Source organism: Kitasatospora sp. NPDC057692 (genome assembly GCF_042799475.1).
Classification (GTDB): domain Bacteria; phylum Actinomycetota; class Actinomycetes; order Streptomycetales; family Streptomycetaceae; genus Kitasatospora.
The window spans coordinates 1-26,460 of sequence record NZ_JBHVIV010000102.1 but is presented as its reverse complement, the minus strand read 5'-3'; the positions used below and the strand labels follow the sequence as shown (position 1 = coordinate 26,460).

Sequence of the window (26,460 nt, the reverse complement as noted above, 5' to 3'; positions counted from 1 at the left end):
GCCCGGCGCCGGACGCCCGGGGAGCCGCCCCGCCCGCGGCCGCCCGCACCGCCGCGGGCAGCAGCGCCAGCAGCAGGCCCGCCCCGGTCACCGCCACCACCTGGAGCACCCCCGGTCCGGCCGGCAGCCCGCGCAGCGGCCCGAGCAGCGCGTACGCCAGCGCACCCGCCGCCCCGATCGGCGCCTGCTCGCGGTCGCCCGGAAGAGTGATCCGCACGCACTCCCCGACCGCGATCAGGCCCATGAAGGCCAGCGCCACCCCCGGCTGGGCCGGGCCGCGCGCCGCCACCGCCCCGAAGGACGCCGCCAGCAGCACGAGCGCCGCCCCGTGCACCGCGCGCACCGCACCGGCGCGAGCCTGCGGCGCACCCGCACGCCCGGCGCCCTGGAACCATCGCGCGCTCCCCGGTGAAACCCTCGCGCCCGCTCGCGCACCCCGCCGCGCGCTCACGAGGGCCCGGCCGTCGGCACACTGCCGCCGCCCTGGACCGGCACCCCGCGCGGGGCCGCCCGGGGCGCCGGTTCGGGGACGCCGAGCGGGATGTCCGGCACCGCCTTGATGCAGTCCGGGGACGACGGCAGCACCGGCTGCCAGTCGTGCACGGCCAGCGCGTCCACCAGCGCCCGCACCATCACCGGGTCGAACTGGCTGCCCGAGCAGCGCTCCAGCTCGGCGACCGCCTCGACGACCGGCCGCCCGCGTCGGTAGGAGCGGGTGGAGGTCATCGAGTCGAAGGCGTCGGCGACCGAGATGATCCGGGCGAACTCGGGGATCTGCTCACCGGCCAGCCCCGCCGGGTAGCCGCGGCCGTCCATCCGCTCGTGGTGGTGCAGGATCCCGGCGTGCGCCTCGCCGAGGAAGGCGATCCCGCGCACCAGCTCGTACCCGTGCACCGGGTGCACCTCGACGGCCCGGCGCTCCGCCTCGGTGAGGGGACCGTTTCTGCGCAGCAGCTCGGTGGCCACGCCCAGCTTGCCGACATCGTGCAGGATGCCCGCGAACCGCAGGGTGCGCAGCCGCTCGGCCTCCATGCCCAGCTGATCGGCGATCAGCACCGCCGCCCGGCCGACCCGTTCGCTGTGGCCCCGGGTGTAGGCGTCCTTGATCTCCACCGCCTGGACCAGTGCCCGAACGGTCGCCTGGTGGGCGTCGCGCTCCCGGTGCCCCTGGGCGAACACCCAGGCCGAGATGGTCAGCGGCAGCAGCGCCAGCAGCGCCGCGAACGCGCCGTACGGGCCCTGCCACAGCACGGCGAGCATCAGCCCGCCCGCCGCGTGCACGAGCACCGGCACCCCCACGGCGGCCGAGGCGCCGCGCAGCAGCACGACCGGCCGCCGGCCCTCCGCCAGCACCCGCATCCCGCCCACCAGCGCACCGTTGACCAGGCAGAACGCGCCGAGCGCGGCGAACGCGGGCAGCAGCGCGGCCGGGAAGCGGGAGCCGAGCAGCAGCTGCGGCCCGGCCAGCAGGTGGAACACCGCGGAGGCCGCGAAGGCCGACAGCGCGAGCTGCGCGCCGTTCCACACCTGGCGCCGCCGGCCCTCCGCCTCGGCGGCCCCGAGCAGCGCGGCCGGGACGGCGACCAGCCCGGCGGCGGCCGGCGGAAGCATCAGCACCCCGGCGAACAGCACCGGGAAGAAGGCGTTGACGCCGGGGCGCACCGGCCGGCGGGCGCGCAGCGGCGGGCGGCGCAGCAGCACCAGCGTCAGCCGCAGGCAGGGCGTCGCCAGGCCCTGGGCGAGCGACTCCCAGCAGGTGTGCAGGAAGGCCAGCAGCCCGACCTTCGGCCAGTCCACCGGCCCGGCCGGCCAGGGCGCCGAGCCCGCCGGGGCGGGTAACGGCAGCAGGGTCAGCAGGCAGCAGGCCGCCAGCACCGGCACCGCCACGAGGTAGCGCGCGGCGCCCGGCGGCAGGTCCGTGTCTCCACTGTCGGTAGCGATGGCGATATCGACCTCCCCGCGTGCTGGCCCGCGCCGCCCTGGCCCGTCGTCCCGGCCCGCCGCCCGCCCGGGTGCGCGCCGGAGCGGCGGCGGGCGGGCGGCGGTGAGCGTCCGTCAGAGGATAGGGCGACACTCCGGCACGGGGACGCGTGATCGCGCAATGCCGCTGCTGGCACACCGCCAACTCACTCGTACGAGTGAAGGCGTCGCGCGGGCGGAGCGGACGCGGACGGCGAACGGCCCCGGAAGCATCCGCTCCCGGGGCCGCCCGCGTCCGTCGTCGGGTGTGCGCCGTCCGGCGCACCCGTGGTCAGGTCCCGGCCGCCGCCTCCGCGGCGCGGCCCGGCCCGGCCGGCTCACCGGCCGGCTCGGCGTGCACCTCGACCGTCGTCTCGACCGCGACCACCAGGGCCTCGCCCGAGCGCTGCCCGGCCCGGATCGAGTCGATCCTGGCCAGCACCTTGCCGCGCAGGTCCGCCGGGGTGTCGTCGCAGCCGCAGGAACGCTTGATCAGCGCCTTGATCGCCTGCTCCAGTCCGTACTGCCGCAGGCACGGCGAGCACTCCTCGAAGTGCACGCGCAGCTTGACGCAGTCGCCCTCGGCCATCTCGTTGTCGAGGAATTCGTAGAGGTGGTCGAGGACCTCGCCACACTCGGTGTCGTGCGGATCGCCGCAGCTCATGAGCCCGAGCCCTTCGCTTCCTGCCCTGCCCCGCTACCGGCCGGGACCAGCCCGCGCTCACGGGCGTAATCCTCCAGCATGCCGCGCAACTGACGGCGGCCGCGGTGCAGCCGGGACATCACCGTACCGATGGGAGTACCCATGATGTCCGCGATCTCCTTGTACGCAAAGCCCTCTACGTCCGCGAGATAGACGGCGATGCGGAACTCCTCCGGAATGGCCTGGAGGGCGTCCTTCACATCGCTGTCCGGAAGGTGGTCCAGGGCCTGGGTCTCCGCCGAGCGCAGACCCGTCGACATGTGCGACTCGGCCCGGGCCAGCTGCCAGTCCTCGATCTCCTCGGCGGCGGTGCGCTGCGGCTCCCGCTGCTTCTTGCGGTACGAGTTGATGAAGGTGTTGGTGAGGATGCGGTACAGCCACGCCTTGAGGTTGGTGCCCTCGCGGAACTGGTGGAACGACGCGTACGCCTTCGCGAACGCCTCCTGGAGGAGGTCCTCCGCGTCGGCCGGGTTGCGGGTCATCCGCAGCGCCGCCGAGTACATCGGGTCCAGGTAGCCCAGGGCGTCACGCTCGAAGCGCTCCCGCCGGGCCTCCTCGGTCTCCTCCGCCGACACCCGGAAGGTGTCCTCACCGATCGCCTCGGCCAGCTCCTCACCGGTGAGAGCCTCGCCCGCGGGCAGGCCCTCCTCCGGGCCCCGGCCCGGTTCGGTCTCGTGCTCGGTCCCGACGACCGGACCCACCTCCTCGGCATGACGGTCGCGGCCCACGGCGGGCCGCCCCGAAAGCGAGGATATCGGGCTGGCGGGCTTCTCGCTCCCGACAACCCAGTCCGACCAGGAGGGAGTGAACGCCGACGCGGCCTCGCGCTCCTCAGGCCGCTCGGGGCACGCGATCGAACCCATCTGCCCTGCCTTCCACCGGGGACTCCGACTGACGACCGTGTCAACCACGGCCGCCCCGCGCGCATTCCCGACCCCCGGTGGCCCGGCTCACACCACCCGCAGCACCCAGTCCCCGACCGCCGAGACGATCAGGTCCAGCAGCTCCCGCTGCCCCGTCGCCGACCGCTTCGGCACCTCGAACCCGTGGTTGCCGGCCGGCAGCGCCACCAGGTCGTGCGAGGCCGGCAGCTCCGGGAACTCCGCCGGCCCGCCGAACGGGTCCTTCGGGCCCTGCACCACCAGCGTCGGCAGGCCCGAGCCGAGCAGCTCACCGGCCCGGCTCCGCTCCGGCCTCCCCGGCGGGTGCAGCGGGAACGCCAGCGCCAGCACCCCCACCGCCCCGCTCTCCGCCCCGGTCCGGCAGGCCACCCGGGCCCCGGCGCTGCGCCCGCCCACCACCAGCGGCAGGCCCTGGCCGGCCAGCCGCGCGGCCACCGGCAGCCAGCCCGCGTCCAGCGTCCGCGGCGCGGGCGCCACCCTCCTGCCCGCCACCCGCCAGGGCTGCTCCACCAGCGCCACCGACACCCCGCGGGCCGGCAGGGCGACGGCCAGCGCCGCCAGGTCCCGCGCCTCGATCCCGCCGCCGGCGCCGTGCCCCAGCGCCAGCACCGCCCGGGGCGCGGCCGCCGGGTGCAGGGTGATCCGGGCGTCCCCGGCGGGGGTGGGCACCGGTTCCACCGTCACGGCGGCGGGCTTCGGGGCGACGGGCTCGTCGGCGGTCATGGCGGCGGTCCTCTCGGCGGACGACGGTCAGAACAGGGTGGTCTCGTACTCGACCTCGGTGTACGGCTCGGTCAGCCCGGCGTGGTCGTTGCGGATGCTGCCGACCTCCGGCGAGACCGGTGTCACCCGCAGCACGCCCGGCGGCGGCGGTATCAGCAGCCGCCGCAGCTCCTCGGACCCGCCGTCGTCCAGCCCCGGGTCCAGCCACGCGTCGAACGACCCCGGGTCCAGGAACAGCGGCATCCGGTGGTGGATCGGCGCCAGCAGCTCCTCGGCCTCCGTCGTCACCACCGTGAACGTCACCAGCCAGCCCTCCGGGTGGTCCGAGGGCACCGCCCGGTTGCGCCAGAACTCGTACAGCCCCGCCAGCGCCAGCGGCGCGCCGTCCGCCCGGGACACGAAGAACGGCTTCTTCCGCGCCTTGCCCCGCTCCCCCGGCACCGTCTGCCACTCGTAGTAGCCGTCCACCGGCAGCACGCACCGGCGCGAGGCGAACGCCTGCCGGTACGCCGGCTTCTCGTGCACCGTGTCCGCCCGGGCGTTGATCATCTTGACCGCCGTCTCCGGCGACCCCGCCCACTGCGGCACCAGCCCCCAGCGCAGCACCCGCAGCTGGCGCACCGGCTCCGGCGCGCCCTTCGCCAGGCGCTCCAGCACCACGAAGGCGCTCTGCGTCGGCGCGACGTTCCAGCTCGGGTCCAGCGTCTCGGCCGGATCCCACTGCTGGACGCCGAACAGCTCGACGATGTCCTCGGGCCGGGTACTCGCGGCGAAGCGACCACACATACCGTCAGCTTGCCACGGCCCCGGCCGCCCCCGTCCCTCCGTCCCCCCGACTGCCCGCCCGCCGCGCAGAACCACCCGGCCCCGGCCCGCCGTCCTCCCCATGGCAGGCTGCCACCCCGGAGGAGTCGGCCGAGACGAGGCGGAGGAGAACCATGGACGCCAGGACCCTCGACGAGCTGTGGACCGCCGTCACCGGCACCCAGCCCGCCCCGCCCGGCTGGCTCGTCCTCGCCACCGGCGCCGCCGCGCTGCTCACCGTCCTCGCCCGCCCGCTGTGGCTGGTCGCCCGGGGCGCCGTCACCATCGCCCACGAGGGCGGCCACGGCCTCGCCGCCCTCGCCACCCGCCGCAGGCTCGCCGGCATCCGGCTGCACTCCGACACCTCCGGCCTCACCCTCACCTACGGCCGCCCCACCGGCCCCGGCATGGTCCTCGTCTCCGCCGCCGGCTACACCACCCCCGCCCTGCTCGGCCTCGGCTGCGCCGCCCTGCTCGCCGCCGACCGGATCACCCTGCTGCTGTGGCTCGCCATCGCCCTGCTGCTCGCCCTGATCGTCCGGGTCCGCAACGCCTTCGGCTTCCTCGTCGTGCTGCTCGCCGGCGGCGCCTTCTTCCTCGTCTCCTGGTTCGGCTCCCCCGAGGTCCAGGCCGGCTTCGCCTACCTCGGCACCTGGTTCCTGCTCCTCGGCGCCGTCCGCCCGGTCCTCGAACTCCAGCAGCAGCGCCGGCACGGCCAGGGCGGCGACTCGGACGCCGACCAGCTCGCCCGCCTCACCGGCGTCCCCGGCCTCGCCTGGACCGCCCTGTTCCTGATCGTCGCCCTCGCCGCCCTCGCCCTCGGCGCGAGCTGGCTGCTGCGCCCCCTCTGAGGGCTCCCGCGCGCCCCCGCGCCCCGTCCCGGCCACCGCCCCGACCACCGCCCGGGCCCCGTCCCGCCCCCGCATCGGAGGCGAACGGGCGAGCCGCAGCACGGCCCCTAGACTTGGCCCATGACCGAGACCCTGTGGCCCGCTCCCGTCGCGACCACCCCCGTGGACGCCACCGTCACCATCCCCGGCTCCAAGTCGGTCACCAACCGGGCCCTGGTGCTGGCGGCACTCGCCGACGGCCCCGGCTGGGTCCGCCGCCCGCTGCGCAGCCGCGACTCCCAGCTGATGGCCGACGGTCTGCGCGCGCTCGGCGTCACCGTCGAGGAGCAGGTCAACAACGACACCGGCGGCACCGGCGGCGGCGAGGCCTGGCGGGTCATCCCGGCCCCCGTGCTGCGCGGCCCCGCCTCGGTCGACGTCGGCAACGCCGGCACGGTCATGCGCTTCCTGCCCCCGCTCGCCGTCCTCGCCGACGGCCCGGTCCACTTCGACGGCGACCCGCGCAGCCACGAGCGCCCCCAGCACGGCGTCATCGACGCGCTGCGGGTGCTCGGCGCCCGGATCGACGACGACGGGCGCGGCACCTTCCCGCTCACCGTGCACGGCACCGGCGCCCTCGACGGCGGCACCGTCGAACTCGACGCCTCCGCCTCCTCCCAGTTCGTCTCCGCCCTGCTGCTCTCCGGCGCCCGCTACAACAACGGCGTCGAGGTCCGGCACGTCGGCGGGCCCGTCCCCTCGCTACCGCACATCCGGATGACCGTCGACATGCTGCGCCTGGCCGGCGTCCAGGTCGACGCCCCCGAGGACGGCGGCGAGAAGGACGTCTGGCGGGTCACCCCCGGCGCCCTGCTCGGCCGCGACCTGGTCGTCGAGCCCGACCTCTCCAACGCCGCGCCGTTCTTCGCCGCCGCCCTGGTCACCGGCGGCCAGGTCACCGTGCGCGACTGGCCGAAGCACACCACCCAGCCCGGCGACCAGCTGCGCGACCTCTACACCCGGATGGGCGGCAGCTGCGCGTTCACCGACGAGGGCCTGCGCTTCACCGGCACCGGCCGGATCCACGGCATCGAGGCCGACCTGCACGACGTCGGCGAGCTCACCCCGGTGATCGCCGCGGTCGCCGCCCTCGCCGACTCCGAGTCCCACCTCTACGGCATCGCCCACCTGCGGCTGCACGAGACCGACCGGCTGGCCGCCCTCGCCAAGGAGATCAACGGCCTCGGCGGCGACGTCAGCGAGACCGAGGACGGCCTGCGGATCCGCCCGCGCAAGCTGACCGGCGGCGTCTTCCACACCTACGAGGACCACCGGCTGGCCACCGCCGCCGCGGTGATCGGCCTCGCCGTGCCCGGCGTCCAGGTGGAGAACGTGGCGACCACCGCGAAGACCCTGCCGGACTTCCCCGCCATGTGGGACGAGTTGCTCGCCGGACCGGTGGCGGGCGGCTGAGCGGGGGACTGGGCACATGCGCCGCTACGGCAAGGACGCCGACGAGGACGACATCCGCAACCGCCCCGCGCGCCGGGGCTCCCGGCCGCGGACCCGGATCCGGCCCAAGCACGAGGACGCCGCCGAGGCGATGGTGCTCACCGTCGACCGCGGCCGGCTGACCTGCCTGGTCGACCCGGGCACCCGGCAGGAGCACGAGGTCGTCGCCATGAAGGCCCGCGAGCTGGGCCGCAAGGGCGTCGTCGTCGGCGACACGGTCTCGCTGGTCGGCGACCTCTCCGGGGACGCCGACACCCTGGCCCGGATCGTCCGGGTCGAGGAGCGCACCTCGGTGCTGCGGCGCACCGCGGACGACGACGACCCCTACGAGCGGATCGTCGTCGCCAACGCCGAGCAGCTCGCCATCGTCACCGCGCTGGCCGACCCGGAGCCGCGGCCCCGGCTGATCGACCGCTGCCTGGTCGCCGCCTACGACGCGGGCATGGAGCCGCTGCTCGTCCTCACCAAGGCCGACCTGGCCCCGGCCGCGCCGCTGCTGGAGTCCTACGCGCCGCTCGGCATCCAGTACGTCGTCACCCGCCGCGACGAGCTGGAGACCACCGGCGCCGAGGCCGTCCGCGAGCGCCTGCGCGGTCTGCGCACCGTGTTCATCGGCCACTCCGGCGTCGGCAAGACCACCCTGGTCAACGCCCTCGTCCCGGAGCGGCAGCGGACCACCGGCCGCGTCAACGCCGTCACCGGCCGCGGCCGGCACACCACCGTCTCCGCGCTCGCGCTGCGGCTGCCGCCGCCGCCCGGTGCCAAGCCGGGCTCGAAGAAGGCGCTGGACGCCGGCTGGGTGATCGACACGCCCGGCTTCCGCTCCTTCGGCCTGTCGCACATCGACCCGTCCCGGGTCATCCACGCCTTCCCCGACCTGGAGCCCGGCACCGAGGACTGCCCGCGCGCGTGCAGCCACGACGAGCCGGACTGCGCGCTGGACGCCTGGGTGGCCGACGGCCACGCCGACCCGGCGCGGCTCTACTCGCTGCGGCGCCTGCTGGCCAGCAAGGAGGCCCGGGAGGGCGACTGACGGCCCTCGCGGCACCGGTTTCGGCATTCGAGGTGTCGGAGCGGCCTCTCGTGGTGATCATAGGAAAGTCGGGCCGGTTGCACGGCCCGGCCTGCCGACCGATCCCGCCGACCGACAGGGAGAGCACGCGATGGCATGGGCCCTGGTGATCCTGGCCGGCCTGCTGGAGACCGGCTTCGCGATCAACCTCAAGCTCAGCGAGGGCTTCACCAAGCTCTGGCCCACCATCAGCTTCTGCGTCTTCGCCCTCGGGAGCTTCGGCCTGCTGACCCTCTCGCTGAAGACCCTCCCGGTCGGCCCCGCCTACGCGGTGTGGACCGGCATCGGCGCCGCCGGGACCGCGATCTACGGCATGCTCTTCCTGGAGGAGTCCAGCTCGGTGCTCAAGCTCGTCTCGATCTCCCTGGTCATCGCCGGGGTCATCGGCCTCCAGCTCAGCGGATCCGCCCACTGAGCGGATCCACCCGCCGGGCGGAGCGGGGCGCTAGGGTTTCGACCATGGCCGACTACCACGACGACCTCCGACTCGCCCATGTCCTCGCCGACTCGGCCGACTCGGTCACCCTGGAGCGCTTCAAGGCGCTCGACCTGCGGGTCGAGACCAAGCCCGACCTGACCCCCGTCAGCGACGCCGACAAGGCCGCCGAGGAGCTGGTGCGCAGCGTCCTGCAGCGGGCCCGCCCGCGCGACGCCGTGCTCGGCGAGGAGTTCGGCCTGCAGGGCTCGGGTCCGCGCCGCTGGGTGATCGACCCGATCGACGGCACCAAGAACTACATCCGCGGCGTCCCGGTCTGGGCCACCCTGATCGCGCTGCTGGAGGACGGCCCGGACGGCGTGGAGCGCCCCGTCGTCGGCATGGTCTCCGCCCCCGCGCTGAACCGCCGCTGGTGGGCCGCCAAGGACCTCGGCGCGTTCGCCGGCCGCAGCCTCGCCAAGGCGTCCCGGATCCAGGTCTCCGGCGTCTCGCGGATCGAGGACGCCTCCTTCTCCTACTCCTCGCTCACCGGCTGGGAGGAGCGCGGCCGCCTCGACCCGTTCCTGGACCTCACCCGGGCCTGCTGGCGCACCCGCGCCTACGGCGACTTCTGGTCGTACATGATGGTCGCCGAGGGCGCGGTGGACATCGCCGCCGAGCCGGAGCTGTCGCTGTGGGACATGGCGGCGAACTGCGTCATCGTCGAGGAGGCCGGCGGCCGCTTCACCGGCCTGGACGGCGTCCCGGGCCCGGGCGGCGCCGACGCGGTCGCCTCCAACGGCGTGCTCCACGAGGAGGCGCTGCGCCGCCTGAGCGTCTGAGTCCCGTCCCGTCCGGGGCCCGCCCCGGGCCGCCGCGGACATGGTGCGGGCCCCGGGTGCCGGTTCTCCAACGGCACTCGGGGCCCGCCGCTCGCCGGGGCCCCTCACCGGGCCCCGCGCCGGGGTGCGTCAGCGCTGCTTGCGCAGCTCCCGCACCGCGTTCTCCAGCCGCTGACCGAAGTCGGCGTCGGCCTGGCGGAAGTTGCCCACCGCGCGCTCGACGATGTCCTCGCGGTCGGCGGAGACCTTGGCGATGAAGCCGGACAGGTTGCCGATCAGCCGCTGCTTCTCGTCCTCGCCCATCAGCCGGTAGAGGTTGCCGGCCTGCACGAAGTCGTTGTCCTCGGCGTGCGAGGGCGCCTCGTGGTTGCCGGTGGCACCGTCGACCGGCAGCGGCGCCCACAGCGGGCGGCCGGTCTGCACCGGGCCGCCGAAGCTGTTCGGCTCGTAGTTCTTGCGGCGCCCGTGGCGGCCGTCGTACAGGTGGCCGTCGCGGTGGTTGGTGAGCGCCTCGGTGGCGTGCGGCCGGTTGACCGGCAGGTGGTCGGCGTTGACGCCGACGCGGTAGCGGTGCGCGTCCGCGTAGGCGAACAGCCGGCCCTGCAGCATCTTGTCCGGGGACGGGCCGATGCCGGGCACGAAGTGCGACGGCGAGAAGATCGACTGCTCGACCTCGGCGAAGACGTTGTCGGGGTTGCGGTTGAGCTCCAGCCGGCCGAACTCGACCAGCGGGTAGTCGGCGTGCGGCCAGACCTTGGTGAGGTCGAACGGGTTGAAGCGGTAGGTCGCCGCGTCCGCCGCCGGCATGATCTGGACGCTGACGGTCCAGCTCGGGAACTCGCCGCGCTCGATGGACTCGCGCAGGTCGCGCTGGTGGCTGTCCGGGTCCTCGCCGGCGAGGAGGTTGGCCTCGGCCTGGGTGAGGCTCTTGACGCCCTGGTCCGTCTTGAAGTGGTACTTCACCCAGAAGTACTCGCCGGCCTCGTTCTGCCACTGGTAGGTGTGCGAGCCGAAGCCGTCCATGTGCCGGTACGAGGCCGGTATGCCGCGGTCGCCGAACAGCCAGGTCACCTGGTGGGTGGCCTCGGGCGACAGGCCCCAGAAGTCCCAGACGTTGTCCGCCTCCTGCGAGCCGGTGTACGGGTCGCGCTTCTGGGTGTGGATGAAGTCCGGGAACTTGCTGGCGTCCTTGATGAAGAACACCGGGGTGTTGTTGCCGACGAGGTCGTAGTTGCCCTCCTCGGTGTAGAACTTCAGCGCGAAGCCGCGCGGGTCGCGCACCGCGTCCGCCGCGCCGAGGTTGCCGGCGACGGTCGAGAAGCGCAGGAAGGTCTCGGTCTGCTTGCCGACCTCGGAGAGGAAGGCGGCCCGGGTGTAGGCGGTGACGTCCCCGGTCACCGTGAAGGTGCCGTAGGCGCCGGCGCCGCGGGCGTGCACCACGCGCTCCGGGATGCGCTCGCGGTTGAAGTGCGCGAGCTTCTCGAACAGCTGCTGGTCCTGGATCAGCGCCGGACCGCCGACACCGGCGGTCTCGGTGTTCTGGTTGTCGGCGACGGGGGCACCCGCCTCCGTGGTGAGGGTGGGGCGCAGCTCGTCCTGGGTAGTCATGTGAGGGGGCCTCCGCGTGATCCGGTCGTGACGAACCGATCCTAACTTGGACTTTGTCTAAGTCAACACTGGAACCAGACTCGGCGTGTCACTTACCCTGATCCCATGAGCGACCTGCTGGAGAGACTGCGCGGACGTGGATGGCGGCTGACCTCGCAGCGCCGGGTCGTGGCCGAGGTCCTCGACGGCGAGCACGTCCACCTGACCGCCGACGAGGTGCACGCCCGCGCGGTCGAGCGCCTGCCCGAGATCAGCCGCGCCACCGTCTACAACACCCTCGGCGAACTCGTCGGCCTGGGCGAGGTGCTGGAGGTCGCCACGGACGGCCGCGCCAAGCGCTACGACCCCAACGCCCACCACGCGCACCAGCACCTGGTCTGCTACGGCTGCGGCGCCATCCGCGACGTCCACCCGCAGGGCGACCCGCTGGCCGCGCTGCCCGACGCCGAGCGGTTCGGCTTCACCCTCTCCGGCGCCGAGATCACCTACCGCGGCCTGTGCCCGGACTGCGCCGTCGCCACGGCCTGAACCTTCCCGGCGCGCGCGTAACCGCGCACGCCACCACCCCCCGCCGCGCGCCCGGTTACGCGCTGAGTTCCGCGTGCAGCGCGCCCAGCAGCCGGCCCGCCCGCTCGGCGACCTCCGCCGGACCGTAGTCCGCGGCCCGCCGGCACCAGCCCTCCGCCTGCACCGGCTCCCCCCGGCGCAGCGCCAGCAGCGCCAGCCGCAGCGCCGCCCGCCCGTGCCCGGCGTCCGCCGCCCGGGTGTACCAGAGCATCGCCTCGGCCTCGCTGTCCTGCCGGGCCAGCAGCAGCCCCAGGTTGAACGCGGCACTGCGGCTGCCCGCCTCGGCCGCCCGCCGGTACCAGCTCTCGGCGATCTCCAGCGCCCCCCGCTCGGCCGCCCGCACCCCCATCCGCACCTGCGCCCGGCGGTGCCCGGCGTCCGCCGCCACCGCGTACCAGTGCTCGGCCTCCGCGTCCGCGTCCCCGCGCCGGTCCAGCACCGAGGCCAGCCGGAACGCGCCCTCCGCCGACCCGCCCGCCGCCGCCTGCCGGTAGCGCTCCAGCGCGCCCGCCGCGTTGCCGCGCTGCTCCTGCACCACCGCCAGCTGCAGCGCCGCCTCGCCGTGCCCCTCGGCGGCGGCGCGCGCGTACCACTCCTGCGCCTGCCGGTGCTCGCCGCGCCCGGCGTGCAGCACGCCCAGGTTGAACGCGCCGTCCACGCTGCCGGCCTCGGCGGCCTTGGAGAACCACGGCTCGGCGCCCGACTCGTCGCCGCGCTGCAGCAGCACCACGGCCAGCGCGTTGCACGCCTCCCGGTGCCCGGCGTACGCGGCCCGGCGGTACCACTGCTCGGCCTGCTGGTCGCGGCCCGCGCCGGCGCACAGCAGGCCCAGGTTGAACGCGCCGTTCTGGTCGCCGGCCTCCAGCGCGCCGCGGTACCAGCGCTCGGCCTCGGCCGCCTCGCCGCGCGAGGCGTGCAGCGCGCCCAGCGCGTTGGCCGCGTTGCCGTCGCCTGCTTCGGCCGCCTCCTGCCACCATTCGGCGGCCGCGGCGAGGTCCCCGCCGTCGCGCAGCAGGTAGCCCAGCGCGCACGCGGCCCGCGGTTCGCCGTTCTGCGCTGACTGCCGGTACCAGCGGGCCGCCTCGTCCAGCAGCGACTGCTCGCCGCCGGCCCGGTCCTCCAGCAGCACGCCCAGGCGCAGCGCGGCGCGGGCGTGGCTGCGGGCGGCCGCGATCCGGTACCAGGCCTCGGCGGTCTCCTTGTCCCCGGCGGCCTCGCGCATCCGGGCCAGCCGGTAGGCGGCCTCGCGGTGCCCGGCGTCCGCGGACACCTTGAACCAGCGCTCGGCGCGCACGTCCCGGCGGTGCTCCATGAGGTCGCCCAGCGCGTAGGCGCCCAGCGGGTGGCCGTGGTCGGCGGCGAAGTGCAGCCAGTACTCGGCGGCCTCCTCCTCGCCCTGGTCGCGCAGTTGCAGGCCGAGCGCGTGGGCGGCCGGCGCGCTGCCGGCCACCGCGGCCTGGCGCCACCACTGGGCGGCCTCGGCCCGGTGGCCGCGCTGGTGCAGCAGCACGCCCAGGTTGTTGGCGGCGGCGCGCAGCCCGGCGGCCGCGGCGCCGCGCAGGTACGGCTCGGCGTCCTCCAGGTCGCCGCGGCGCAGCAGCAGGGTGCCCAGCCGGGCGGCGGCGTCCGGGTCACCGTCGTCGGCGGCGCGCCGGTGCCGGGCCTCCAGGGCGGCCTGCTCGCGCGCGGCCAGCGCGGTCTCGAAGCTCGCCGAGTCGAAGCCGGTGTCGCCCTCGACGCCGGGGCCCGGGGCCCCGTCGGGCGAGGCGCCGCGGGGGACGGGCGCGGCGAGGCCGCCGGCCGGGACGTGCACCAGGGAGTCCGGGCCCCAGCCCCCGCCGGAACGGCGCTCGGCCAGGCCGCTGGTGCGCTGGGCGGGCAGGGCGCCGGGCCGCCGTTCGGGGCTCTCCGCCCAGGCCTCGGTGTCCGCCTCGGTGGTCGCCGCCGGCTTCGCCCCTGCCCCGTTCTTGCCGATCAGCCTCATGCCGACTCCCACTCCCCCCGAGTGTCGCGGCGTCGTCCTCCGGCCCGGGGCCGGGGGGACCCCACGGGGAACCCGCGGACCCGACGGCCGGTCAGCAGCCGGGCGGCGTCCCCCATGTGTCCCATCGTCGCATCACCCGCAACCCGCGTACACCTGCCCCGGCCGATTTCGGCGGGGCGGATCCGAAGCCGACGAAATTGCTTCGGCGCTTTGTCGACTTCCCGACTCTTGGCCCCCACAAACCCCGCTGCCGTCGTCCTTGGCGACGCTCGATGGTACCGGAGCGCCCCCACCCGTCCGCGCGCGCAAACGCCGAAGGCCCGGAGGAAGAATCCTCCGGGCCTTCGGGCTACTGAGTAGCGGGGACAGGATTTGAACCTGCGACCTCTGGGTTATGAGCCCAGCGAGCTACCGAGCTGCTCCACCCCGCGTCGGTGGTTAAACCATAGCACGGGCGCGGGGTGGAGCCGAAATCGGTTACCGCGGGATCGCCGCAGCTCAGGGGCCGCTGCTCGGCGCGGACGAGGCCGGCGGGGTGGCCGGCGGGGTGGCCGGCGCCGTGCCCGTCGGCGTCGGGGCCGGGGTGATCCCGGCCTTCTGCTCGGCCGCCTCGACCGCCTTGAGCGCGTCGTTGAGCGCCTTCTGGGCCTGGCCCCAGGCCACCCAGTCGCCGTTCTTGAACGCGGTCTGGCTGTCGTTGTTGGCCTTCACCGCGTCCGCGATCGCCTTCTGCAGCTCCGGCGTCACCGTGCCGCCCGGCGCCGGGGTGGTCGGCGCGGTGGGCGTCGTCGGCGCGGTGGGCGTCGTCGGGGCGGTCGGCGTGGTGCCGGGCGCCGTGGGCGTGGCCGGCGCACCGGTCACCGCGCCGCCGAGCACCTTGGCCAGCGCCTTCTCCAGGTTGTCCTCCACCGCGACGACGGCGTTCTCGTTCCCGTACGTCGCCAGCACCTTCTTCAGCACCGGCACCTTGGCGCTGCGGCCGATGAGGTACACCGGCTCGACGTTCAGCAGGCCGCCGCCGACCGGCAGGGTCAGCAGGTTGCCGTACTCGATGTCGGAGTCGGTGCCGGTCTTCAGCAGGGTCAGCTGGTTGGCGACCAGCGGGTCCGAGTTGAACTTCGCCTGCACCTGCTTGGGGCCCAGCGCCCCCGCACCGGTCGGGATCTTGGCGATCCGGATCTTCCCGTAGTCCGGGCCCGGGTCGGCGCTGACCGACATGAACGCGGCCAGGTTGTCCCGGCCCTGCGGGGAGAAGGTCGTGGTGAGCGAGAACGACGCCTCCTTCGCGTCCGGCATCCGGACGGTCAGGTAGTACGGCGGCTGCACCTCGTTGCTGTTGGTCGTCGGGTCGGTCGGCACCTGCCAGATGTCGGTGCCGTTGAAGAAGCCGCCGGCGTCGGTCATGTGGTACTCGGCGAGCAGGTCGCGCTGCACCTTGAACATGTCCTGCGGGTAGCGCAGGTGGGGCGCCAGCTCCGTCGGGATGTCGGCCTTGGCCTTCACCGTGCCCGGGAACGCCTTCATCCAGGTCTTCAGCACCGGGTCGGTCTCGTCCCACTGGTAGAGCGTCACCTCGCCGGTGTACGCGTCCACGGTGGCCTTGACCGAGTTGCGGATGTAGTTGACCTGGTTCGCGGCGGTCAGCAGCTCACCGCGCTGGTTGGTCAGCGAGTCCTTGGTGACGTCGCCCAGCGTCGTCTTCGACGAGAACGGGTAGCCGTCCGAGGTGGTGTAGCCGTCCAGCACCCACATCACGCGGCCGTTCTCCACCACCGGGTAGGGGTCGGCGTCGATCGACAGCCACGGCGCGACCTTCTCGACCCGCTCCTTGGGCGTGCGGTCGTAGATGATCTTCGCGCCGTCGCGGATCGCGCTGGAGTAGAGGATCTGCGGCTCGGCGAACTTCACCGCGTACGCGGCCCGGGTCAGCGGGTTGCCCAGCCCGACACCGCTGTCGCCGTCGTAGGAGAAGTGCACCGGGGTGCCGTCCTCCGCGGTGTAGTCGATGTCCTGGTAGCCGCCGCCGACGATCGAGTACGTCGAGGTCTTCTCGCCGTAGTAGATCCGCTGCTGGTAGTCGCCGAACGCGCCCTTGGTCGGCAGCGCCGACTCGGTGTAGACCGGGTTGCCGTTGGCGTCCACCTGGTTGCCCTTGGCCGCGATCACGCCGTAGCCGTGGGTGTAGTTGAAGTGGTCGTTGATCCAGTTCCGCTGGATGCCGTTCAGGTCCAGCTCGCGCACGCCCAGCACGGTGTCCTGGTCGCCGTAGCGGTCCACGTCCAGCGACTTGGGGAACGCGTAGTACTTGCGCAGCGCCTCGTTCTGCTGGAACGTCGGGCCGACCACGTTCGGGTCCAGCAGCCGGATGTCCGAGATGGTCTGCGCGTCCGGCTTCAGCGCGTCCGCGTTGGTCGCGTTCGCCGGCTCGTACTGCACCACCTGGCTGTCGGCGATCCCGTACGCCTCACGCGTCGCGTCGATGTTCTTCTGGATGTACGGCGTCTCCTTGGCCTGCTCGTTCGGCTTGACCTGGAACTGCTGCACGATCGCCGGGTACACCCCGCCGATCAGCACCGCCGACAGCACCATCAGCCCCAGCCCGATCAGGGCCGGCGCCCAGGTGCGGCGCACCGGGGTCAGGAAGAACAGCACCGCGCAGATCACCGCGACGAAGAACAGGATGGTCTTCGCCGGCAGGAACGCGTTGGCGTCCACGTACCGCAGGCCCGTCCACCCGGACACGCCCTTGTACGAGCCGGTCTTCACCGCCAGCGCGTACCGGTCCAGCCAGTACGCCACCGCCTTCAGCAGCACGAACACGCCCAGCAGCACCGCCAGGTGCCCCTGCGCGCCGACGCTCGCCCGGCGGCCCGGCCCCTGCAGCCGCAGGCCCCCGTACAGGTAGTGCACCATCACCGAGGTCAGCAGCGAGACGATCACCGCGCTGAACGCGAAGCCCAGCAGGAACTCGTAGAACGGCAGGTCGAAGGCGTAGAACGAGACGTCCTTGCCGAACTGCGGGTCCTTCGTGCCGAACGGCGTCCCGTTGGTCCACAGCAGCCAGGTCCGCCACTGGCCCGAGGCCGCGGCACCCGCCACCAGCCCGATCACCAGCGCCACCCCGAGCAGCGCCCAGCGCTTGAACGGCGCCAGGCCCGAGCGGTAGCGGTCCAGGCTCTGCTGCTCCACCGACATCGCCGACAGCGGCGGCCGCAGCCGGTGCGCCAGCCACACGTTGAAGCCGACGATCACCGCCATCAGCAGGCCGAACACCGCGAACAGGCCGATCTTCGTCCACAGTTGGGTGGTGAAGACCGACGAGTAGTGGACCGACCTGAACCAGAGCCAGTCCGTCCAGAACCCGGCGAACATGACGAAGAGCAGGAACAGCACCGCGAGCACGCCCAGGGTCAGCAGGCCCACCCGCGCCCGCCGGGAGGGCGGTCCTACTCTTCGCCGGAACCCCGGTCCTGAGCGTTCCGGCATCTGGAATACCACGGTGGCACCTCAGCTGTGTCGTCTTGTAGTCGGTCGGTCCTCAGTGCAACTTAACCAGTCTTTGGCCGAGTTCCCACCGTTAGCAGACGGTTACGACAACCCGGGAACCGGGGACCTCCCCCGGGCCCGGTCCACGCCCCCGCCCGGGCGCCCGGCGGGCGGGGGCCGCGCGCGGGGTGCCCGGCGTGTGAGGATTGAGGCATGTCCGATGGATCCAACCTCCCCGACGACGTCTCCACCCTCCCGGCCGGCAGCCCGCTGACCCGGGCCGCGCTGGAGATCGACGAATACGCCGCCACCCTCGGCTGGGACCTCCCGGCCCGCCTCTTCGCCCTGGTGGACAGCGCCGCCCTGCGCAAGGCCGACCCCCGCATCGCCAAGCAGCTCGGCCTCGCCGACAGCACCGAGCCCGGCCTCACCCCGGTCGAGCAGGACGAGCTGCCCGCCGGCATGGAGCTGGACAAGTTCCTCGGCACCATCGCCTGGCCGGACGCCGTGGCCGGCTGCGCCCTGGTCGTCGAGCGCCTGATGCTGCCGCCGGGCGCCGAGCAGTCCCGTCCGCGCAACGCCAGCGACGCCCAGCTCGCCGAGTGGGTGGCCAACCACCCCAAGCGCGAGGAGGTGCGGATCACCGCCGCCGTGCTGCGCGACGGCAGCAAGGAGATCGCGCTGCGGCTGCGTTCCAAGGACGTCGCCCGCGAGGTGCTGACCGGCCCCGACCTGGTGCCGGGCCTGACCGAGGCGCTGCTGGCGACCTTCGTCTGAGGCCCGCCGGGCTCTACGGGGCGCAGGACGGCAGCGCGGAGGTCTGCCCGGAGCGGAGCTGCTCCAGCGCCTTCAGCGCGCCGTCCAGCGTCTCCACCTTGACCAGCCGCAGCCCGGACGGGGTGTTCTTGGAGGCCTCGGCGCAGTTCGACGCCGGGGCCAGGAAGTACTCGGCGCCCGCGTCCCGGGCGGCGATCAGCTTCATCGCTATGCCGCCGATCGGGCCGACCTCGCCCGCGTCGGTGATGGTGCCCGTGCCGGCCACGAACCGCCCGCCGGTCAGGTCGCCGGGGGTCAGCTTGTCGATGATGCCGAGCGAGAACATCAGGCCCGCGCTGGGCCCGCCGACGTCCTGCAGGCCGATGTCGATCCGGAACGGGTAGGTGTGCCGCAGGCCCGGGCGGATGCCGACCATCGCGGCGCCGGTGTCCGGCGACTTCGCGGTCGGGACGCTGATGTCGGTGCGCACCCCGGGCTCGGCCGAGCCCTCCTTGACCCGCGGCACCACGGTGAAGACCGCCGGCTCGCCCGGCTGGTGCCGGGTGACCGCCTTGGCGACCGCCTCCGCGTCGGCGACCGGGGTGCCGTCCACCGCGACGATCTGGTCCCCCGCGTGCAGCCGGCCCTCGGCCGGGGCGCCGGCGGTGACGCTCTGGACGATCAGCTCGCTGCCCATCGGGATGCCGAGCTGGCTGAGCGCCGCGGTGCGGGCGTGGTCCTCGGAGAGCGCGAACTCCTCGGCGTTCTGCCGCTTCGCGTCGGCGTCGGTCTGGCCCTTCGGGTAGACGTTGTCGTGCGGCACCACCAGCACGTCGTCGCGCAGCCAGCCGACCACCGCGTTGACCAGGCTCGGCTCGTACTTGGCGCCGGTGACCTGGACGGTCGTCATGTTGAGGTTCCCGCTCGCCGGGAACGACTCGTGCCCGGTGATGGTGATCACCGGGGTGCCCGTCTTCTCCTGCACCCCGAGCGTGTTGTACGTCGGCCCCGGGCTCATCTCGGTGTACGGCACCTTCATCAGCACCGAGGCGCAGAGCAGCGCTATGAGCAGCAGGGTGGCGGCGAGCATCGTCGCAGAGCGGCGTGGCATGCCTCGACAGTACGGGACGCGGATGACGGCGCGCCCGGCGGGCCGGGCCCCGCCGGCCCCGGCGCTACCGCTCGGGGCGCTCGCGCGGGGCGCCGGAGGCCGTGGTGCGTTCCATCGCGGCCATGAACCGCTGGTGCTCGGCCAGCGAGGCCGGGTCCCCCGTCGCTCTCGGGGCCCGCTGGGCCCAACCCGCCCACACGGTGGCCAGCACCGCGGCGACGCAGGGAATGATCAACCAGGCGAGCACAGCCATCTCAGTACTCCCAGCTCGTCGTGTCTATGAGCAGATTAACCACCCGGCCGGACAACGCTGCGGGCGCCGTCCGGGTTACGGCACGGCCGATCGGCTCACTGCCAGGGAGTATCCGGCGCACCGTCCCACACCCGTTCGAGTGAGCGCCCGGCGTGCCTGCACGACACGGGGATCCGACGGCTGCTCAGCAGTCGCCGGCGCCGACCCACTCCTCGCCGCCGTCCGCGAAGACCTGGTGCTTCCAGATCGGCACCTCGTGCTTGAGGTCGTCGATCAGCCGGCGCGCGGCGTCGAACGCCTCGCCGCGGTGCGCGCAGGACACGGCGACGATCACGGCCTTGTCGGTGATCCCCAGCCGGCCCACCCGGTGCACGGCGGCCAGCGCCCGGACCGGGAAGTCGGCGACGACCTTCTCGGCGACCCGGCGCAGCTCCCGCTCCGCCGACGGGTGGCAGCTGTACTCCAGCACGGAGACCGGCCGGCCGCCGTCGTGGTCGCGGACCGTCCCGACGAAGACGGTCGTCCCGCCGGCCGCGTCGTCGCCCACCGCCGCGTACACCTCGTCGAGCGAGAGCGGGGTGTCGCGGATCGCGAGCAGGCGGATCGGGTCGTGGTTCTCGGACATGCCCTCATGATGGCCCATCCCCGGCGGACGGCGGCAAGCGCCTTCCGCACCACGGGAACCGCGCGGCACCCCGGACCGCTGTCCGGGGCACCGCCGCGGCCGGGGCCCGGCCCGGAACGTCAGAACCGGCGCCGCTTGCGCGCCCGCCGCACCAGCGCGGCCGTGCCCACCAGCGCCACCGTCGCCCCCGCCGCGCCCAGGCTGGTCGCCGCCTCCTTGCCGCCGAGGCGACGGCCCGCCACCGCGTGCTTGCCCGCCACCTGCGCCAGCAGCTCCGCGAGCACCTCCTCGTTGGTGTGCGTCGGACGCCAGCCCGCCTCGTGCAGCCGGCTCCCCGACACCACCCACGGGTACATCGTGTACGCGAGGTCCCCGGCCGGCGCCGGCGTCAGCCCCAGCCGGTGCAGCCGCGCCGCCGTGCCCAGCGCAAGCGAGGCCGGCAGCTCCATCCGCCGGATCCCCGACAGCCGCTCCACGTCCTCCTGCTCCAGCCAGCCGTCGCAGCCGACCGTCACCTCGCCCTCGACCAGGCCCAGCGCCGCGTACTCCAGCGCCGCCGCCAGGTCGTCCACGTGGCAGAACTGCCAGCACGGCCGCGAACCCGCCACCACCAGCAGCCGCGGCGCCTCGAAGTGCCGCGTCAGCACCGTGTCCACCCCGGGGCCGACCACCACCGCCGGGCGCAGCACCGTCACCTGAAGGCCCGGGTGCGCGCGCGGCGCCCGCCGGGCCAGCCGCTCGATCTCCAGCAGGTCCCCGACCAGCGAGGCCTCCTCGGTCGCCCGCAGCTCGGAGTCCTCCGCCAGCGGCACCTCGTTGTCGGCCAGCGCGCCGTAGACCATCGCCGAGGTGCAGAGCACCACCCGGTGCACCCCGGCCGCCGCGGCCGCCGTCAGCACCGTCTGCGCGCCGCGCACGTTGTAGGCGCTGCGCGCCCGCGGGTCCGACTCCATGCCGAGGTCCATCGCCAGGTGGACCACCACGTCCACCCCGGCCAGCCGCTCCGCGACCGCCGGGTCCCGGACGTCCAGGACCCGCCACTGCACCCCCGGCACCTCGCCGCGCCGGTCGTCCACCGCCAGGACCCGCTTCACCCCCGGCGAGGCCACCAGCCGGGCCGCGACCCGCTCGCCGAGCACCCCGGCGGCGCCCGTGACCGCCACGGTCAGGGGTCTTCCGGCATAGGCTGGAGGCGGCGACGCCGTGATGTCCGGGGCGTCCTCTCCTCCGGTCAGCCCAGAGCGAACGTCCGAGGGCGGGGAACTCACCGGCCATCCTCCACGGTTAGCTTATGTGCGTACGTACGTGTGTCACGTACGTCCATCCTGCCCGAGGCGGAGGCCCGGCGGTGCACCCGGCGCGGTCCGGCCGTGCGGGAGCCGCCCACCGGCCGGGAGTCCCCCACTCCACCGACCGTCCCGGGCGCAGACTTCACCGCCACCACCCGTATGACGGCCGACCGGATCGAGGACCCCGTGAGCGACCTTCCCTTCGGATTCGGCGTTCCGCCCGAGGAGCCCGAGGACGGCAAGGCCAAGCCCGACGACCAGAAGAAGAACGAGGAGAGCGGCGGCGCCCAGTCCGGCGGCCCGCAGCCCTTCGGCTTCTCCGGCGGCAACCCGCTCGGCGCCCTGTTCGGCATGGGCCTGCCCGGCACCCCCGGTGCGGGCGGACCCGGCGCCGGCGACAACCCGTTCGCCGCGATGTTCGGCGGCCTCAACCCCAACGACCTCGGCGCCGCCTTCCAGCAGCTCGGCCAGATGCTCTCGTTCGAGGGCGGCCCGGTCAACTGGGACCTCGCCAAGGACATCGCCCGGCAGACCGTCGTCGCCGAGCCCGTCGAGGGCAAGAGCAAGGACCGTTCGGTCAGCGCGACCGAGCGCTCCGCCGTCGCCGAGGCCGTCCGCCTCGCCGACCTGTGGCTCGACGGCGCCACCACCTTCCCCTCCGGCGCCGGCACCGCCGTCGCCTGGAGCCGCGCCGAGTGGATCGAGGCCACCCTCCCGGTCTGGAAGGACCTCGTCGACCCGGTCGCCGAGCGCGTCGGCAACGCCATGGGCGGCGTCCTGCCCGAGGAGATGCAGGCCATGGCCGGCCCGCTGCTGGGCATGATGCGCTCCATGGGCGGCGCCATGTTCGGCACCCAGATCGGCCAGGCGCTCGGCGCCCTCGCCGCCGAGGTCGTCGGCTCCGCCGACGTCGGCCTGCCGCTCGCCCCCGCCGGCAAGGCCGCGCTGCTGCCGCAGAACGTCGCCGAGTTCGGCGAGGGCCTCAGCGTGCCCGCCGAGGAGGTCCGCCTCTACCTCGCCCTGCGCGAGGCCGCCCACCAGCGGCTCTTCGCCCACGTGCCGTGGCTGCGCGCCCACCTCCTCGGCGCCGTCGAGGCCTACGCCCGCGGCATCAAGGTCGACAGCTCCCGGATGGAGGAGCTCGTCGGCCAGCTCGACCCGAGCAACCCCGAGGCGCTCCAGGAGGCCCTCGCCGGCGGCCTGCTCCAGCCCGAGGACACCCCCGAGCAGAAGGCCGCGCTCGCCCGGCTGGAGACCGCGCTCGCCCTCGTCGAGGGCTGGGTCGACGCCGTCGTGCACGCCGCCGCCGAACCCCACCTGCCGCAGGCCAGCGCCCTGCGCGAGACCGTCCGCCGCCGCCGCGCCGCCGGCGGGCCCGCCGAGCAGACCTTCGCCACCCTGGTCGGCCTCGAACTGCGCCCGCGCCGGCTGCGCGACGCCGCCCGTCTCTGGGCGCTGCTGGCCGACGCCCGCGGCACCGAGGGCCGCGACGACCTGTGGCAGCACCCCGACATGCTCCCCACCGCCGCCGACCTCGACGACCCGGACGCCTTCGTGCACCGGGGCGGCGGCGACGACCTGGAGGGCGGCATCGACTTCGACGCCCTCGACAAGCTGCTCGGCGAAGCCGCCGCCGGCGGCGCCCCAGGCAGCGGCGCGGGCGACCCGAAGCCCGACCTGACGAAGAACGACGGCGACGACGACCACGGGAAGGGCGAGCCCACCGCATGACGGCCACCGAGACGGACCGCGCCGGAGCCCTGCACGCCGACGCGGTCCGCGCCTTGGGCGACTGGCGGCCCGCCGAGCCCGAGCAGGACCGGCTGCGGCTGGCCTACCTGCGGCACCTCGCGGAGCAGCCCGACGGCATGTACCGCTCCTGCCTGCCCGCCCACGTCACCGCCAGCGCCGCCGTCGTCGACCCCGCCGCCGGGCGCGTGCTGCTGACCCTGCACCCCAAGGTCGGCCGGTGGCTGCAGATGGGCGGCCACTGCGAGCCCGGGGACCGCGACCTCGCCTCGGCCGCGCTGCGGGAGGCCACCGAGGAGTCCGGCATCCCCGACCTCGTCCTGCTCACCCGCGACGGCGCGCCGGTCCCGGTCAAGCTCGACCGCCACCAGGTGCGCTGCACCGGCAAGGACCGGCCCGAGAACACCCACCTCGACGTCCAGTACATCGCGCTGGCCCCGCCCGGCGCCCAGGCGCTGATCAGCGAGGAGTCGCTCGACCTGCGCTGGTTCGACTACGACCGCCTGCCCGAGCTCACCGACCAGTCCGTGCGCGACCTCGTCGCGCGCGCCCGCGAGCTCACCGGCTGAAGCACTCGCACGCGCCCGGACGGCGGGAGGGGCGCGGGCCATCTGGGCCCGCGCCCCTCCCGCCGTCCGTTCCGCCCGCACCTCCCGCGGTGCACCGGGCGGCCGCTCAGCCGCAGGACTCCGCCGGGCCCGGCTCCGACGGGGCCTCGTGCCGGGCCCCCGGAATGTGCGGCAGCCGGGCCGCCGACACCACGCCCTCCAGATAGCCGCGCGCCCGCTCCGTCCGCGGGTACGCCTCCAGCAGCGCCCAGAAGTCCGGGCCGTGGTCCGGCACCAGCAGGTGCGCCAGCTCGTGCAGCAGCACGTAGTCGACCACGTACTCCGGCATCCCCTGCAGGCGGTGCGAGAGCCGGATCGTCCGCTCGCTCGGGGTGCACGACCCCCAGCGCGAATTCTGATTGGTCACCCAGCGGACCTGGGCCGGCCGGGCGCGACCGCCCAGATAGGCCCCGGAGAGCTCGCGCGCCCGGGCCACCAGCGCATCGTCACCGAGCACCCGGCGGCTCTCCTGCGCGGCCAGCTTCTCCAGCATCTGGGCGACCCACCGCTGCTCCTCCGCGGGCGACATCCGGGCCGGGATCAGCACGATCGTGCGGTCGCCCTCGCGGTAGGCGGACACCGTCCGGCTGCGGCGGGCGCTGCGCCGCACCTCCACCCGGGACCGGTCGAGCGGCTCGCGCGCGGCCCCCGGCTGCGGCTCCGGGCGCTGCTCGGGCCGTTGATCGGGACGCTGCTCCGGACGCCCGCGCGTACTCGGCGCCGCCGTGTGCGACCCGGACGCTGCACGGGCACGCCGAGGCGACGCCGAGGGATGGGAGTCCCGTTCGGCTGCCATGGCACACGACGTTACCCGTTCCCCCTGACAGAAGTCCGCTGCCATGGCCGAAATGTTTCGTGGAGCGATCGGGAACGAAAGGCCTACGGAAGGTGTCCGGAATCCGACATCCGACCGGACGCCAAGTTATCCACAGGGTGTGCGAACGGCTTATCCGATCATGCGCCCCTCCCTGTGGACAACGCACCGCGCCCAACCACCCCCATCGGGCATGCTGCCGTCAGCCGTCCGGAAACGATCGGAAGGAAGACCGCCGTGCGCCTCGCCCTCAAGCCCGCCCTCTCCCGCAGCTGGCGGGACTCGGACACCCTCCAGTTCGGCACCATCCCGCAGCACGCGGGGGTGCTCGGCAACGCCGCCGACACGGCCCTGCGCGCGTTCCTCGGCCTCGTCGACGGGACGCGCGACCGGCCCGCGCTCCTCGCCGAGGGCGAGCGGATCGGCTTCGGCAGCGACCCCGCCGACTCGCTGCTCGACCTGCTGGAGGAGGCCGGCGTGCTCGACGACGTCGAGGCCGCGGACCACGCCCTGGCCCGCTTCCCCCAGCCGCACCGCGAACTGCTCGGCCCCGACCTCGCCTCGCTGTCGCTGATCCACGCGCCGCCCGGCGCCGCCCCAGCCGTGCTGGCCCGGCGGCCGGAACACGCCGTCGAGGTCCGCGGCGCGGGCCGGATCGGTGCGGCCGTCGCCGCCGTCCTCGCCGCGGGCGGCATCGGAACGGTCACCGTGGCGGACTCCGGCCGGGTCACCGCCGCCGACTGCTCCCCCGCCGGGCTGCCGGCGGCCGACGTCGGCCGACTGCGGTCCACCGCGGCCCGCGAGGCCGTCGACCGGGCCACCGCGCGGCGCCCGGGCCGGCGCGACCGGAAGCCGAGACCGGGGCTGCCCGACCTGGTGGTGCTCGCGCCCCGGGACGGCAGCGGCGCGTTCGCCGGCGGCACGCCCCAGGCCCGCGAGCTGCTCCGGGCCGGGGTCCCGCACCTGTACGTCGGGGTGGTGGAGGAGTACGGGGTGGTCGGGCCGCTGGTCCTGCCTGGGGTCTCGGCCTGCGGCCACTGCCTGGTCCTGGCCCGGGAGGACGAGGACGCCGCCTGGCCGCGGATCCTCGCCCAGCTCGCCGAGGGCGGCTCCGGGCGGGCGCCGACCCCGGCCTGCGACACCGCCCTCGCCACGGCGGTCGCGGGGCTCGCGGCGCTGCACGTCCAGGTCTTCCTGGACGGCGGCCGGCCGCCCAGCGTGGACGGCTGGTGCGAGCTGTCCGCCGTGGACGGCATGCCCCGCCGCCTGCGGCTCAAGGGCCACCCGGACTGCGGGTGCCTCTGGCAGCCGACACCACCGCACTGAGGCACCGAGGCTCCGAGGCTCCGGGCGCCTGCCCCGGGGCGGCGACCCCGTCCCGAAGAAGCATCGCGGCACCGCTCCGGGCGCCCACCGGTGGAACGCCGGGGCGACGGCCGCACCGTCGCTCCGGGCAACCGCCGGAGCGGCGGCAAGCCAACGGCCGCCTGCCCCAGGGCGCCCCGATCCGAAGGAGCACCACGGCACCACTCCGGGGTACCCAGGCGACCACTGAGGCACCGCTCCGGGCAACCGCCGGACGTCGCACCCCGGGCGGCAACGGCTCGGACACGGCAACCGAAGCACTCTCCAGAGCGCCCACCCGGTGGCGCTGCGGTGACGACTGCGGCACCGCTCCGGCGGCCGCCCGGAGCGGTGCCGGGGCAACAACGCTGCGCCCTGCGGTGGCGGCGGTGGCGCCTCAGGCTTCGGCCGCCGTGTCCAGGCGGCGGTCCGAAGTGGCGCGGGGTGCCTCGGCGCCGCGGCCGTGGCCGAGGCGCCGAGGAGGAGGAGGAGGGAGGGGTGGGG

Annotated in this window: 23 protein-coding genes, 1 tRNA gene and 1 pseudogene; 10 read left to right on the top strand and 15 right to left on the bottom strand. The window is 74.6% G+C overall.

Features of this window, described 5'->3' with window-relative positions; all coding sequences use genetic code 11:
- From ACFVFS_RS35640 to ACFVFS_RS35615, 6 genes and pseudogenes are all read right to left on the bottom strand, one after another.
- Window positions 1–343 (bottom strand): annotated as a pseudogene (locus tag ACFVFS_RS35640) (metal-dependent phosphohydrolase); the annotation flags it as partial.
- A gap of 104 nt (window positions 344–447) precedes the next feature.
- Window positions 448–1,881 carry an HD-GYP domain-containing protein gene (locus ACFVFS_RS35635; RefSeq protein WP_380629068.1) on the bottom strand — a complete coding sequence of 478 codons (1,434 nt, stop codon included), beginning with the start codon at window positions 1,879–1,881 and terminating at the stop codon, window positions 448–450.
- Between the two features lie 370 nt (window positions 1,882–2,251).
- Complete coding sequence (gene rsrA / locus ACFVFS_RS35630; protein WP_380629067.1) at window positions 2,252–2,623, bottom strand: mycothiol system anti-sigma-R factor; 372 nt, start codon at window positions 2,621–2,623, stop codon at window positions 2,252–2,254.
- Window positions 2,620–3,363, bottom strand: a complete 744-nt coding sequence (locus ACFVFS_RS35625) for a sigma-70 family RNA polymerase sigma factor (RefSeq protein ID WP_380285495.1) — start codon at window positions 3,361–3,363, stop codon at window positions 2,620–2,622. Before ACFVFS_RS35625 ends, rsrA begins: the two co-directional genes overlap by 4 nt.
- A gap of 249 nt (window positions 3,364–3,612) precedes the next feature.
- Entirely contained in the window at window positions 3,613–4,287 is a 675-nt protein-coding gene (locus tag ACFVFS_RS35620) for an alpha/beta family hydrolase (protein ID WP_380629065.1), read from the bottom strand.
- Window positions 4,288–4,314: 27 nt separating this feature from the next.
- Entirely contained in the window at window positions 4,315–5,073 is a 759-nt protein-coding gene (locus tag ACFVFS_RS35615; RefSeq protein ID WP_380629064.1) for an SOS response-associated peptidase, read from the bottom strand.
- A gap of 152 nt (window positions 5,074–5,225) precedes the next feature.
- Here ACFVFS_RS35615 and ACFVFS_RS35610 point away from each other — a divergent pair, with 152 nt between their 5' ends.
- The 5 genes from ACFVFS_RS35610 to hisN all read left to right on the top strand — a co-directional run bounded on the left by ACFVFS_RS35610 (window position 5,226) and on the right by hisN (window position 9,762).
- Window positions 5,226–5,942, top strand: coding sequence for a M50 family metallopeptidase (locus tag ACFVFS_RS35610; protein ID WP_380629062.1), 717 nt, complete (start codon window positions 5,226–5,228; stop codon window positions 5,940–5,942).
- Window positions 5,943–6,062: 120 nt separating this feature from the next.
- Window positions 6,063–7,394: a 3-phosphoshikimate 1-carboxyvinyltransferase gene (gene aroA, locus ACFVFS_RS35605; RefSeq protein ID WP_380629061.1), complete on the top strand. Its 1,332-nt coding sequence runs from the start codon at window positions 6,063–6,065 to the stop codon at window positions 7,392–7,394.
- Between the two features lie 16 nt (window positions 7,395–7,410).
- Window positions 7,411–8,466 carry a ribosome small subunit-dependent GTPase A gene (gene rsgA / locus ACFVFS_RS35600; protein ID WP_380629060.1) on the top strand — a complete coding sequence of 352 codons (1,056 nt, stop codon included), beginning with the start codon at window positions 7,411–7,413 and terminating at the stop codon, window positions 8,464–8,466.
- Between the two features lie 130 nt (window positions 8,467–8,596).
- Window positions 8,597–8,920 (top strand): DMT family transporter, encoded by a 324-nt coding sequence (locus tag ACFVFS_RS35595; RefSeq protein ID WP_380629059.1) that lies wholly within the window; start codon window positions 8,597–8,599, stop codon window positions 8,918–8,920.
- Window positions 8,921–8,964: 44 nt separating this feature from the next.
- A complete protein-coding gene (gene hisN / locus ACFVFS_RS35590) occupies window positions 8,965–9,762 on the top strand; it encodes a histidinol-phosphatase (protein WP_380629057.1) in 798 nt (265 codons plus the stop codon).
- 129 nt (window positions 9,763–9,891) lie between these two features.
- Here the strand turns inward: hisN and ACFVFS_RS35585 are convergent, their stop codons facing one another.
- Window positions 9,892–11,370, bottom strand: a complete 1,479-nt coding sequence (locus ACFVFS_RS35585) for a catalase (protein WP_380629056.1) — start codon at window positions 11,368–11,370, stop codon at window positions 9,892–9,894.
- 105 nt (window positions 11,371–11,475) lie between these two features.
- On the opposite strand from ACFVFS_RS35585, the gene ACFVFS_RS35580 reads away from it, so the two are divergent.
- Complete coding sequence (locus ACFVFS_RS35580) at window positions 11,476–11,898, top strand: Fur family transcriptional regulator (RefSeq protein WP_380629055.1); 423 nt, start codon at window positions 11,476–11,478, stop codon at window positions 11,896–11,898.
- 55 nt (window positions 11,899–11,953) lie between these two features.
- Here the strand turns inward: ACFVFS_RS35580 and ACFVFS_RS35575 are convergent, their stop codons facing one another.
- The 3 genes from ACFVFS_RS35575 to ACFVFS_RS35565 all read right to left on the bottom strand — a co-directional run bounded on the left by ACFVFS_RS35575 (window position 11,954) and on the right by ACFVFS_RS35565 (window position 17,407).
- On the bottom strand, window positions 11,954–13,921 hold the full coding sequence (locus ACFVFS_RS35575) for a sel1 repeat family protein (RefSeq protein ID WP_380629053.1): 1,968 nt from the start codon (window positions 13,919–13,921) through the stop codon (window positions 11,954–11,956).
- 357 nt (window positions 13,922–14,278) lie between these two features.
- A tRNA-Met gene (locus tag ACFVFS_RS35570) sits at window positions 14,279–14,352 on the bottom strand.
- A gap of 67 nt (window positions 14,353–14,419) precedes the next feature.
- Window positions 14,420–17,407 (bottom strand): UPF0182 family protein, encoded by a 2,988-nt coding sequence (locus tag ACFVFS_RS35565; protein ID WP_380629051.1) that lies wholly within the window; start codon window positions 17,405–17,407, stop codon window positions 14,420–14,422.
- Between the two features lie 213 nt (window positions 17,408–17,620).
- On the opposite strand from ACFVFS_RS35565, the gene ACFVFS_RS35560 reads away from it, so the two are divergent.
- A complete protein-coding gene (locus ACFVFS_RS35560) occupies window positions 17,621–18,184 on the top strand; it encodes a PPA1309 family protein (protein WP_380629049.1) in 564 nt (187 codons plus the stop codon).
- A gap of 13 nt (window positions 18,185–18,197) precedes the next feature.
- On the opposite strand, the gene ACFVFS_RS35555 is transcribed toward ACFVFS_RS35560, so the two are convergent.
- From ACFVFS_RS35555 to ACFVFS_RS35540, 4 genes are all read right to left on the bottom strand, one after another.
- Window positions 18,198–19,274: a PDZ domain-containing protein gene (locus ACFVFS_RS35555; protein ID WP_380629047.1), complete on the bottom strand. Its 1,077-nt coding sequence runs from the start codon at window positions 19,272–19,274 to the stop codon at window positions 18,198–18,200.
- Window positions 19,275–19,338: 64 nt separating this feature from the next.
- Window positions 19,339–19,527 carry a hypothetical protein gene (locus ACFVFS_RS35550; RefSeq protein ID WP_380629046.1) on the bottom strand — a complete coding sequence of 63 codons (189 nt, stop codon included), beginning with the start codon at window positions 19,525–19,527 and terminating at the stop codon, window positions 19,339–19,341.
- A gap of 184 nt (window positions 19,528–19,711) precedes the next feature.
- Window positions 19,712–20,152, bottom strand: coding sequence for a molybdenum cofactor biosynthesis protein MoaE (locus tag ACFVFS_RS35545; RefSeq protein ID WP_380629044.1), 441 nt, complete (start codon window positions 20,150–20,152; stop codon window positions 19,712–19,714).
- A gap of 119 nt (window positions 20,153–20,271) precedes the next feature.
- Entirely contained in the window at window positions 20,272–21,420 is a 1,149-nt protein-coding gene (locus ACFVFS_RS35540; protein WP_376091923.1) for an NAD-dependent epimerase/dehydratase family protein, read from the bottom strand.
- A gap of 207 nt (window positions 21,421–21,627) precedes the next feature.
- On the opposite strand from ACFVFS_RS35540, the gene ACFVFS_RS35535 reads away from it, so the two are divergent.
- Together ACFVFS_RS35535 and ACFVFS_RS35530 are read left to right on the top strand one after the other, a co-directional pair.
- Window positions 21,628–23,172 (top strand): zinc-dependent metalloprotease, encoded by a 1,545-nt coding sequence (locus ACFVFS_RS35535; RefSeq protein ID WP_380629070.1) that lies wholly within the window; start codon window positions 21,628–21,630, stop codon window positions 23,170–23,172.
- Window positions 23,169–23,759, top strand: coding sequence for an NUDIX hydrolase (locus ACFVFS_RS35530; RefSeq protein ID WP_380629042.1), 591 nt, complete (start codon window positions 23,169–23,171; stop codon window positions 23,757–23,759). The genes ACFVFS_RS35535 and ACFVFS_RS35530 overlap by 4 nt, the downstream gene beginning before the upstream one ends.
- Window positions 23,760–23,865: 106 nt before the next feature.
- Here ACFVFS_RS35530 and ACFVFS_RS35525 read toward each other — a convergent pair whose 3' ends face one another.
- Window positions 23,866–24,594 (bottom strand): M48 family metallopeptidase, encoded by a 729-nt coding sequence (locus tag ACFVFS_RS35525; protein WP_380629041.1) that lies wholly within the window; start codon window positions 24,592–24,594, stop codon window positions 23,866–23,868.
- A 255-nt stretch (window positions 24,595–24,849) separates the two neighbouring features.
- Here ACFVFS_RS35525 and ACFVFS_RS35520 point away from each other — a divergent pair, with 255 nt between their 5' ends.
- Window positions 24,850–25,938: a ThiF family adenylyltransferase gene (locus tag ACFVFS_RS35520; RefSeq protein WP_380629039.1), complete on the top strand. Its 1,089-nt coding sequence runs from the start codon at window positions 24,850–24,852 to the stop codon at window positions 25,936–25,938.
- The last annotated feature ends 522 nt before the right edge of the window (window positions 25,939–26,460 follow it).

Coding starts and splice junctions, on each gene's coding strand:
- rsrA (WP_380629067.1), bottom strand. CDS start 2,623: ATGAGCTGCGGCGATCCGCACGACACCGAGTGTGGCGAGGTCCTCGAC.
- ACFVFS_RS35620 (WP_380629065.1), bottom strand. CDS start 4,287: ATGACCGCCGACGAGCCCGTCGCCCCGAAGCCCGCCGCCGTGACGGTG.
- ACFVFS_RS35615 (WP_380629064.1), bottom strand. CDS start 5,073: ATGTGTGGTCGCTTCGCCGCGAGTACCCGGCCCGAGGACATCGTCGAG.
- ACFVFS_RS35610 (WP_380629062.1), top strand. CDS start 5,226: ATGGACGCCAGGACCCTCGACGAGCTGTGGACCGCCGTCACCGGCACC.
- aroA (WP_380629061.1), top strand. CDS start 6,063: ATGACCGAGACCCTGTGGCCCGCTCCCGTCGCGACCACCCCCGTGGAC.
- rsgA (WP_380629060.1), top strand. CDS start 7,411: ATGCGCCGCTACGGCAAGGACGCCGACGAGGACGACATCCGCAACCGC.
- ACFVFS_RS35595 (WP_380629059.1), top strand. CDS start 8,597: ATGGCATGGGCCCTGGTGATCCTGGCCGGCCTGCTGGAGACCGGCTTC.
- hisN (WP_380629057.1), top strand. CDS start 8,965: ATGGCCGACTACCACGACGACCTCCGACTCGCCCATGTCCTCGCCGAC.
- ACFVFS_RS35585 (WP_380629056.1), bottom strand. CDS start 11,370: ATGACTACCCAGGACGAGCTGCGCCCCACCCTCACCACGGAGGCGGGT.
- ACFVFS_RS35580 (WP_380629055.1), top strand. CDS start 11,476: ATGAGCGACCTGCTGGAGAGACTGCGCGGACGTGGATGGCGGCTGACC.
- ACFVFS_RS35575 (WP_380629053.1), bottom strand. CDS start 13,921: ATGAGGCTGATCGGCAAGAACGGGGCAGGGGCGAAGCCGGCGGCGACC.
- ACFVFS_RS35565 (WP_380629051.1), bottom strand. CDS start 17,407: ATGCCGGAACGCTCAGGACCGGGGTTCCGGCGAAGAGTAGGACCGCCC.
- ACFVFS_RS35560 (WP_380629049.1), top strand. CDS start 17,621: ATGTCCGATGGATCCAACCTCCCCGACGACGTCTCCACCCTCCCGGCC.
- ACFVFS_RS35555 (WP_380629047.1), bottom strand. CDS start 19,274: ATGCCACGCCGCTCTGCGACGATGCTCGCCGCCACCCTGCTGCTCATA.
- ACFVFS_RS35550 (WP_380629046.1), bottom strand. CDS start 19,527: ATGGCTGTGCTCGCCTGGTTGATCATTCCCTGCGTCGCCGCGGTGCTG.
- ACFVFS_RS35545 (WP_380629044.1), bottom strand. CDS start 20,152: ATGTCCGAGAACCACGACCCGATCCGCCTGCTCGCGATCCGCGACACC.
- ACFVFS_RS35530 (WP_380629042.1), top strand. CDS start 23,169: ATGACGGCCACCGAGACGGACCGCGCCGGAGCCCTGCACGCCGACGCG.
- ACFVFS_RS35525 (WP_380629041.1), bottom strand. CDS start 24,594: ATGGCAGCCGAACGGGACTCCCATCCCTCGGCGTCGCCTCGGCGTGCC.